Source organism: Vagococcus salmoninarum, from assembly GCF_003987495.1.
GTDB lineage: Bacteria > Bacillota > Bacilli > Lactobacillales > Vagococcaceae > Vagococcus_D > Vagococcus_D salmoninarum.
In genome coordinates, this window is record NZ_NGJU01000037.1 from 1 (window position 1) to 7950 (window position 7950).

Sequence of the window (7950 nt, forward strand, 5' to 3'; positions counted from 1 at the left end):
TTCATTCCACTCTAAAGTCTGAAACGTTCTCAATACAGTCAGAGCTTGGATGCTCTACTACTAGTGTAATCGAAACTGTACAAAATTTCATCAAGTATTATAATGAAAAGAGAATTCAACAAAAATATGGTTACTTATCTCCGATAGATTATCGAAAACAAGCAACCGCATAGGTGTTTTTATTACTGTCTCATTTTAAGGGTTCAGTCCCATTTTCAGTCTTTTTTTGTTCTGGAAACTTTTAACGAACAGGCGAAGGAGTATAATTAAACTATCACTATAACAATTAAACTTAATTTAAATCTAGATCCCTAGCGCCGAAAGTATCGCCGTGCTTGAAGTCACCGTATTCAAAGCCACGATAAAACCAATTTTTCCGTTGCTGAGACGTTCCATGGGTAAAACTATCAGGTACAACAAAGCCTTGAAATTGTTTTTGCAACGTATCATCACCAATACTATTAGCCGCCACTAATGCTTCTTCAACATCGCCAGTTTCTAAAATGGGTTCACCATTAATTGTTTTCCCTTGAATGTATTTCGTCCAAACCCCAGCATAGTAATCTGCTTGTAATTCCATGCGAACTTGATATTTATTGTATTCTTTTTCAGTTAATTGCCCTCGTAAACGTTGCATTTCTTTGGAAATCCCCAGTTGCTGTTGGACGTGATGCCCGACCTCATGGGCCACAACATAGGCCATGGCAAAATCCCCAGTCGCTTTAAATTTATTAGCTAGCTCATCCATAAAAGATAAGTCTAAGTAAACTTTCTCATCGCCAGGACAGTAGAAGGGGCCCACAGCTGAGTTAGCTGAGCCACAAGCTGTTTGGACACTGCCAGCAAATAAAACCATCTGTGGCTGCTGATATTGCCAGCCTTCAGCTTCAAAAGCTGTGTCCCAGTAATCTTCTAAATGAGCAAAAACTACGGAAACAAACTCTTTTCGTTCTTCATGTTCCGGTGTTTGCATTTGCGATAAAGTTCTTGTTTGATTCGTACTTGGTTCTAATGTATTTAAGACCGCTGATAAATCGCCGCCGCTCATAAAAAAGACGAGTGCTAAAATAACGATAGTCCCAATACCACCACCTTTTAATAACCCACCAGACCCAAAGCTACTACCACCGCCACTCGTTTGCCCCGTCCGATCTTCAACCCGTTGACTTTGCTTATCTCCACGCCATTTCATAATAAACACCCCAATGTTTTTTTATCATTACCAACTTATATTCTACTGTTATTATACAAGAATATCGTGATAGGAGGTAGTTTTATGAATGGTAGTGAGGCAATTAAATAACTTTGAGAAGGAATTAGAGGGCTATTAGGAAAAGTAAGCCGTGAAAAGGAGGTCTTATGAAGCAATTAAGAATCGCCATGCTTATCAGCTGTTGCTTATTTACTTTAGGACTAGCTAGCATTTTAAGTTATTCCCAACAAATAAATGAGTTGGAGAAATTAAGTAATAATTTTTATTATTCAGAAAGTCTGCAATTTTGGACTGATCAAAGTGAGATCGAGCTACCAAAAATTAGTCAAAACTTACCTGGGGCAACTACATTATATGCCTTAGTTACCAGCGATTATGATTTACGGGGATTATTATTTACTGGTACTTATCAAAGCCCTAATTTATTATCCGGGCGTTTTTTCACTTCCCAAGAAATTGCCGAAAGTAAAAATTATGCCGTTGTCGGCAATGAGATTCCTGTGAAAAGGACTCTTAATAATCAGGAAGTTGTTGATGTTCATGGTCAAGAGGTGTTAGTCATTGGTAAAATTGGCTACGATTTCCCAAGTCGCTTAGATCGAGCAGTTTTCATGCCTTTAACCCAAAGCTTATTAGATCAAGAAGTAAAAAGATACATTGTAGATAGTCCCAATGAAGAGGCTAATCGAGAGTTTGTTGAAGATCAGGATTTGTGGGGGGATGTAATGTACGATAATTTAAGCAATGTTACTTTGTTTAATCTCGTAGATTCAAGGAATCAGCAACTAATTATCACTATTGGCTTGTTAAGCATGTTATTACTAAGTCTTGTCACGACAGTTCAAGGTCTTGTGATTAAAAAGCAGTCAGAGTGGTACTATAAACAAAGTTTCGGCTACGAAAAATCGCGTTTATACCGTGAATTTTTAGTTGAAAATACGCTCTTAGTCTTAATCAGTTGGTTAATTTCTTTAGTTTTTGTCTTTTTTAATTTCGTTAACTTAGGACGTTATCGCCATTTAAGTCTAAGTGGTCTGCTTTTATGGCTCTTAGTCTTAATGATTAGTAGTCTTTTAACTTACCAAAGTATGAGAAAAGGAGGGAAAAGGCATGAAACCGGCTCTCAAGCTCTCCTTAGAGGAAAAAAATAACTTTCAACGGTTAGTGTTGTTTCAAAAAGCTGTCGCGATTATTTGTTTAATTATGATGGTTACTTTAGTCAATCAAACAAATCAGCAAGTGACAGAACTTAGTCGTCGTAGTCAAAATGTTTATTGGGTAGTTGATGAGTACTTTGGCGGTGATGAAGCTCGTTTAAGAGGTGAAAGTGACAGCATTAGCCGTTTAGCAAGCTTTAGAGAAGGTCTTAAAGAAATCGCTGAGACATATGTGATTGTGAATCGTCAGCACTTGTTTATTGAGGAAAGCTTACCTAGAGAATTATCAGTAGCCAAAGGGGTGACAGACCCGGAACTGGCTGAAATCCTCAGTAGTGAATTTTCTGGCCTAGAAGTAGGTCAGGAATTCTTTTCCCACTTTAAGCTTGAAGCGATCACAGGCCGAGTCTTAGAAGCGAGTGATTATGCTTTTTCAATTCAAGAAGCCATTCCTTTAGTAGCTGGTTTTGATTTTTCAGAGGAATTAACCCTGGGGAGGCAGTTGACCTTTTTATGGAAAGAGCAACTAATCTTAGGGGAAGTCGTTGGGGTGTTACCGGAAAACACGTATTTTAATAACTCTTTTGACTTGGAAAGCTTAGATGATAAGTTGATAATTCCAGCTTATTACTTGTCAGAATTAAAAGCCGGTGGCATGATGTTGAGCCCTGGTCACACATTTCTGACGGCAATTGCAGAAACGGCAGGCTTCTTAATTAGCCCTAAATCAACTCAAAGGTTACAGTTGGAAATGAATGAGCTTTCTAATAAATTAAATTTATTGCCTTATCGTCTAATTGGCGGGCATACATGGCAATTGAATATTTGGGGCTTAACAGGTCGCCAGTTAGGTCAAAAACTGTGGGGAATGGCCGTCATGCTCTTAATCATTTCACTGATTTCGACAACGATGACCTTGATTAATCAGATTGCTAATTCACGGAAAACACTGGCAATCTACATCTCTCAAGGCCTAACTTATAGAGAGCTTTATTACAGTTACAGCAAAAAATTATTGATTGAGAATTCTTGGTGTTTACTAATTGCTTTAGGAGTTAATTATGGCTTACATGGTCAGTTACCACTCGTTTTAGCAGGTGGTTTATTGATAGTCTTGCTAAGTTGGGAAAGTTTGATAGTTTGGTATTCAATCAAGAACGTGTCGCTTATTTCCGCTATTAGGGAGGAATGAAATGAAAATTGTTGAATTAAGACAGTTGAATCAGTGCTATCGAGATCGGGAAATTTTTAAAGAATTAAAACTGGACATTTATCAAGGGGAATTTATTAGTTTGATGGGCCGTAGTGGTTCAGGGAAGTCGACCCTTTTAAATATTTTAGGGCTACTAGAACGACCAACAGCTGGAACGTATTTCTTTAAAGAAGGAGCAATCAATTATCAAAATCAACTAGCATTAGCCCAGCGACGACGGGATGAGATTGGTTTTGTTTTTCAAAACTATGGTTTAATTGCTGAGAAGAATGTCCAAGCTAATATTGAGCTGCCTTTAGTCTGTCAAAAAATAGCTAAGCAGGCTAGACAAGAACGAGTGATGGCAATAACTGAAAAATTAGGCATTAATGACTTATTAAAAAAAATGCCACGTCACTTATCAGGTGGTGAAGCCCAACGAGTAAGTATTGCCAGAGCTTTAATTAAAGAACCGGCAATTATTTTAGCAGATGAGCCAACAGGAGCATTAGATGAAGAGAGGGAAGCGGAGATTATGGCAGTTTTTAAAGCCGTAAATCAAACAGGGGTGACGGTTGTGATTGCCACACATAATAAGGAGATAGCTAAAAGTTGTCATCGGAATTACGTTATTGAAAAGCACCAAATCATTGAAAAATAAAAAGACAGCTGAATCATTGTAGGATTCAGCCGTCTTTTTTAAGAAATTTAGTTTATTATTTTATAATACTTTACTCAAGAAATCTTGGGTCCGAGGGTTCTGGGGGTGATTAAAAATTTCTTCAGGAGTCCCTGTTTCTTGAATCACACCAGCATCCATAAAGATGACCCGGTCAGCGACTTCTTTGGCAAAGCCCATTTCATGAGTGACAATTGCCATCGTCATACCTGAATCAGCTAAAGATTTCATAACACTTAAGACTTCGCCAACCATTTCAGGATCTAAGGCAGAAGTTGGTTCATCGAATAACATGACGTCAGGATTCATTGCTAAAGCTCGAGCGATGGCAACCCGTTGTTGTTGACCACCAGATAAACTGTTTGGGAAACTATCTCGCTTATCACTTAAGCCAACTTGTTCTAGTAAGTCATTGGCTTTTTGTTCAGCCACGGCTTTACTTTCTTTCTTGACTTGAATCGGGCTAATAGTTAAGTTTTCTAAGACTGTTTTATGAGGGAACAGGTTAAAGTTCTGAAAGACCATGCCCATTTTTTGACGAAGCTGGTTAATGTCAGTTTCTTTGGCTGTTAAATCAGTTTCTTCAAAAGTAATCGTGCCACTTGTTGGTTCTTCAAGGAGGTTTAAACAACGAAGAAAAGTACTTTTACCACTACCAGAAGGACCAATAATAACGACGACTTCGCCACTATTAATTGTAAAATCAATGCCTTTTAAAACCTCATTTTTATCGAAACTTTTATGTAAATTTTTAATATTAATCACTTGTACTCATTCTCCTTTCAGCTACCCCAATAATACGAGAAAGGGTAAATGTTAAAATAAAGTATACCACTGAAACTAAAACAATTGGTAAGAAAGGCTTGAAGCTTGCCCCTTGAACCACACCTGCTTGGAACATTAATTCTGACACACCAATTACTGAAACCACAGATGATTCTTTGATAACTGTGACAAATTCATTAGCTAAAGCTGGTAAAATATTTTTAATCGCTTGTGGTAAAATAATAAATTTCATCGCTTCACCTTGATTCATTCCTAAGGAACGGGCAGCTTCTAACTGGCCTTTGTTAACAGCGTTAATGCCGGCTCGAATAATTTCTGCCACATAAGCACCACTATTTAAAGCGAGGGCTAAGCAACCAGCGGTTAAGGCATTGATGTTTAAGTTTAAGGCAGCAGAACCGAAGTAAACTAAGAAAATTTGAACTAATAAAGGCGTTCCTCTGACATATTCGATGTAAATAATTGATAGCCATTTAAACACTTTTGTTTTTGAAAGTTTCATTAATGCTAAGACAGTTCCTAGAACAGCCCCAGCTAAAACTCCAACAAAGGCTAATAAAATCGTGTAACCTGCCCCTTTAACGTAGTTGAAACCATACTTTTTAAGAAAGCTTTCTTCATTGAACATTAATTTGCCAGCTTCTTCTTTATAGACTTCCATTAAGTTGTTGTCTTGGATGTCTTTAACCGTTTCGTTGACTTTTGTTTGTAAAGCAGGAGCTTCCTTCGACATGGCAATTGCCATATCCGCTTGACCATTTTCAAAATCAATATCTGTTAAAGCGAGAGCAGGATTTTGGGCCACATAAGCTTCAGCTACTGGACCTTCAATCACGGCACCATCAACTTTTTTATTTTGTAAATTTAAGACAATGTCCGTTACTTTTGGTAATGAGACAACTTCAGAACCAGTTAATTCTGTCTGAGCTAATTCTTCTTGGGTCGATTGTTTTTGAGCAGCGACTTTTAAGCCGTCAAAAGCCTTTGCATCAGTGTATTTATCTTTGTCAGATTTTCTAACGACAACCCGTTGATTAATTGTAATATAAGAGTCAGAAAAATTAACTTCTTTTTGACGGTCAGGTGTTGGTGACATACCGGAAATAATTAAATCGATTTTGCCGGTATTCAGTGCTCCTAACAAGGCGTCAAAACCTAATTCTTCCACAACTAGTTTAACACCTAAGTCTTCAGCAATTTTCTCGCCCATGGAAATGTCAGCGCCAACGACTTGATCTTTACCGTTAACGGTAGCATGAAACTCGTAAGGGGGATAATCAGCTGATAAACCAATAACTAGTTTACCGGATTTTTGGATTTTCTCTAAGACAGGGTCAGTGGCTTCCGCTTGACCAATCATCGGGAATAATAAGTTTGTGAAAATGATAATAGCAGATAGCGCTAAAGTGACTTTTTTCTTCATATGAAAGCTCCTCGTTTGTTTAATTAGTAACATAATCAATAGTATACAACAAAATGAATTAATATACAATAATAAAATGAATAAAAGTCTATAAGGTGCAAAATATACATAAAAAAGCGGTAATATACATAAAATCAGAGGCGCTTTTGCAAATCAGCCCTTAAATTAAGGGGGATTTACTTGAATTATCTTTATCAGAGATGATATTTTAGTTAAAATTTGTTAGAATGTAGTTATATAGATAGAAATCAGGTATCTAATTTACAATATTGGAGGACGTTATGTCGAATTCTTACAAAGATTCATGTTTAAAAATTTTTAGTTTAAACTCAAACAAACCATTGGCGGAAAAAATTGCCAAAAGTGTTGGGGTGGAATTAGGAAAAAGTAGTGTCCAACGATTTAGTGATGGCGAAATGACGATGAATATAGAAGAAAGTATTCGTGGTGATGAGGTTTATGTGATTCAATCAACAAGTTACCCAGTAAATGATCACTTATTGGAATTGTTAATTATGATTGATGCCTTAAAACGTGCAAGTGCTAAAACAATTAACGTCGTCATGCCTTACTTTGGTTACGCACGTCAAGACCGAACGGCTAAACCTCGGGAGCCTATCACAGCTAAACTAGTGGCTGATTTAATTGAAAAAGCCGGAGCAACACGAGTGTTGACTTTAGATCTACATACAGTTCAACTACAAGGCTTCTTTGATATTCCAGTTGATAACTTATTTACGATGCCTTTATTCGCCAAACATTATCAAGACTTAAATATTCAAGGTGAAGGTGTAGTTGTTGTCTCGCCTAAAAACAGTGGTGTGACACGAGCTCGGGTCTTAGCAAAGTATTTAGATGCCTCATTAGCAATTGTTGACCAAAGTTCTCGTGATGAAGTAGAACGAGAAGGTTATGTCATCGGTGACGTTAAAGGTAAAACGTGTGTGATTGTTGATGATATGATCAATACAGGAGAAACAATCGGTACGGCAGCTAAAGTTATCTTAGAAGCAGGAGCTAAAAAAGTCTATATGTGTGCGTCCCATGGATTATTTAGTGATAATGCAGTTGAATTATTAAGTCAAATAGACTTAGAACAAATTTGTGTCACTGACTCAATTTATTTACCACCTGAAAAAGAGATGCCTAATTTAGAAATCGTCACAGCTTCAGAATTAATGGCTGATGGCTTAAAACGAATTCATGAAAATAAAGCAATGAGTCCTTTGTTTGGATATGATGAGAAGTAGATAATAGATCGAACTTTTAGTCTTAAATTTTGATAGTTAAAATCAAAAATGTTTTTTTGCTAAGAGATGTAACTAATTAAATAAATAATAGAAAAGACAATCTTGTGGGATTGTCTTTTTTTTGCTCTACGTCAAATTGTGTGGATGGCTAAAATTTAGTCGAATAAATAGTTACTTAGGCAGCTTCATCAGAAATGGTGAAGTTGCTTTTTTGTGTCACTTTAAAACTGATTAGAATGCGGTGTTTAAA

At 36.9% G+C, this 7950-nt stretch carries 8 protein-coding genes; 5 read left to right on the forward strand and 3 right to left on the reverse strand.

All coding sequences use genetic code 11. The features are described from left to right. On the forward strand, window positions 1-173 hold a 173-nt coding region (locus CBF35_RS15155), incomplete at its 5' end, for an IS3 family transposase (protein WP_148112177.1). 119 nt (window positions 174-292) lie between these two features. On the opposite strand, the gene ypfJ is transcribed toward CBF35_RS15155, so the two are convergent. Further along, the gene (gene ypfJ / locus CBF35_RS14695) at window positions 293-1192 is read right to left on the reverse strand and encodes a KPN_02809 family neutral zinc metallopeptidase (protein ID WP_126782557.1); all 900 of its coding nucleotides are present in this window, start codon (window positions 1190-1192) and stop codon (window positions 293-295) included. Window positions 1193-1359: 167 nt separating this feature from the next. On the opposite strand from ypfJ, the gene CBF35_RS14700 reads away from it, so the two are divergent. From CBF35_RS14700 to CBF35_RS14710, 3 genes are read left to right on the forward strand one after another with little or no spacing between them, the layout of a single operon-like run. After that, the gene (locus CBF35_RS14700) at window positions 1360-2364 is read left to right on the forward strand and encodes an ABC transporter permease (protein ID WP_126782559.1); all 1005 of its coding nucleotides are present in this window, start codon (window positions 1360-1362) and stop codon (window positions 2362-2364) included. After that, window positions 2324-3562, forward strand: a complete 1239-nt coding sequence (locus tag CBF35_RS14705) for an ABC transporter permease (RefSeq protein ID WP_126782561.1) — start codon at window positions 2324-2326, stop codon at window positions 3560-3562. Before CBF35_RS14700 ends, CBF35_RS14705 begins: the two co-directional genes overlap by 41 nt. Window position 3563: 1 nt before the next feature. Then, a complete protein-coding gene (locus tag CBF35_RS14710) occupies window positions 3564-4223 on the forward strand; it encodes an ABC transporter ATP-binding protein (protein ID WP_126782563.1) in 660 nt (219 codons plus the stop codon). A gap of 60 nt (window positions 4224-4283) precedes the next feature. Here the strand turns inward: CBF35_RS14710 and CBF35_RS14715 are convergent, their stop codons facing one another. Both CBF35_RS14715 and CBF35_RS14720 read right to left on the reverse strand, forming a co-directional pair. Beyond that, on the reverse strand, window positions 4284-5006 hold the full coding sequence (locus CBF35_RS14715; protein ID WP_126782565.1) for an amino acid ABC transporter ATP-binding protein: 723 nt from the start codon (window positions 5004-5006) through the stop codon (window positions 4284-4286). After that, complete coding sequence (locus CBF35_RS14720; RefSeq protein ID WP_126782567.1) at window positions 4999-6450, reverse strand: ABC transporter substrate-binding protein/permease; 1452 nt, start codon at window positions 6448-6450, stop codon at window positions 4999-5001. Before CBF35_RS14720 ends, CBF35_RS14715 begins: the two co-directional genes overlap by 8 nt. Window positions 6451-6731: 281 nt before the next feature. Between CBF35_RS14720 and CBF35_RS14725 the strand changes: the two genes are divergently transcribed. Next, window positions 6732-7700, forward strand: coding sequence for a ribose-phosphate diphosphokinase (locus tag CBF35_RS14725; RefSeq protein WP_126782570.1), 969 nt, complete (start codon window positions 6732-6734; stop codon window positions 7698-7700). The last annotated feature ends 250 nt before the right edge of the window (window positions 7701-7950 follow it).

Bases quoted from the DNA above. Each gene is read 5' to 3' on its own strand.
- CBF35_RS14705 (WP_126782561.1), top strand. From the start codon at position 2,324: ATGAAACCGGCTCTCAAGCTCTCCTTAGAGGAAAAAAATAACTTTCAA.
- CBF35_RS14720 (WP_126782567.1), bottom strand. From the start codon at position 6,450: ATGAAGAAAAAAGTCACTTTAGCGCTATCTGCTATTATCATTTTCACA.
- CBF35_RS14700 (WP_126782559.1), top strand. From the start codon at position 1,360: ATGAAGCAATTAAGAATCGCCATGCTTATCAGCTGTTGCTTATTTACT.
- CBF35_RS14725 (WP_126782570.1), top strand. From the start codon at position 6,732: ATGTCGAATTCTTACAAAGATTCATGTTTAAAAATTTTTAGTTTAAAC.
- ypfJ (WP_126782557.1), bottom strand. From the start codon at position 1,192: ATGAAATGGCGTGGAGATAAGCAAAGTCAACGGGTTGAAGATCGGACG.
- CBF35_RS14710 (WP_126782563.1), top strand. From the start codon at position 3,564: ATGAAAATTGTTGAATTAAGACAGTTGAATCAGTGCTATCGAGATCGG.